Below are 652 nucleotides of genomic sequence, written 5' to 3'. Positions count from 1 at the left end.
TGTATTTCAAACTCAATCAGTTGATCCTCAAAATAGAAAACCAACCAACCTCGCGTGCTATTGGCGACCAGTATTTGATGCTGTACTTGTACCCAATACAACTGGTACGCCTCGCTTTGTTCTCGGTGAGCTTGCACATCCTCAAAAACTGACTGGCAAGGACATTTCAGTTCAACGGGTTCGCCCGCATCGTTGATGCCATCAAAGCTGGCTCGAAAGATTGCGTTATGATCGGCTTCTGCACATGACGGCAGAAGAAAGTCATTATGCGCATTCTCAAATGCTCGCCTTGCTTGAGGCTCCAACCTTATACCACGAAGCACATTTGGATTATTCGACAGGTCTTCCGGTAATACGAATCCGGTTTTTTCTGCCCATAATCGCCAAGGTGTTTTGTAGGGTGAACGCCCCATAATAATTGGGGCTTCAGATGCCGTAACCCCTGCAATGCGCCACTGGTGCCATGCAGGAGTACGTTGTGATAGGTCGATAACCTTCATATTGCCTCCTTTGAAGGGAGACTCCCCTGAAGGAGAGAACTCCCCTTCAGGGTTAAGTGGTTACTTTGCAGCTTGTGCTAACGCTGTTTGGTGCTGAACAACACTTGCTTGAACCGAATCAATTGCCGCTTTACCGGCTTGAATCGAACCTA

Annotated in this window: 1 protein-coding gene; it reads right to left on the bottom strand. The window is 47.7% G+C overall.

Features of this window, described 5'->3' with window-relative positions:
* On the bottom strand, positions 1–500 hold a 500-nt coding region (locus R7Z49_RS25630; protein ID WP_318112478.1), incomplete at its 3' end, for a lambda-exonuclease family protein.
* Between the last annotated feature and the right edge of the window lie 152 nt (positions 501–652).

The organism is Vibrio sp. 1562 (genome assembly GCF_033340155.1).
GTDB classification, from domain to species: domain Bacteria; phylum Pseudomonadota; class Gammaproteobacteria; order Enterobacterales; family Vibrionaceae; genus Vibrio; species Vibrio alginolyticus.
The sequence above is the reverse complement of the archived record's forward strand: the minus strand, read 5'-3'. Positions and strand labels throughout refer to the sequence as shown.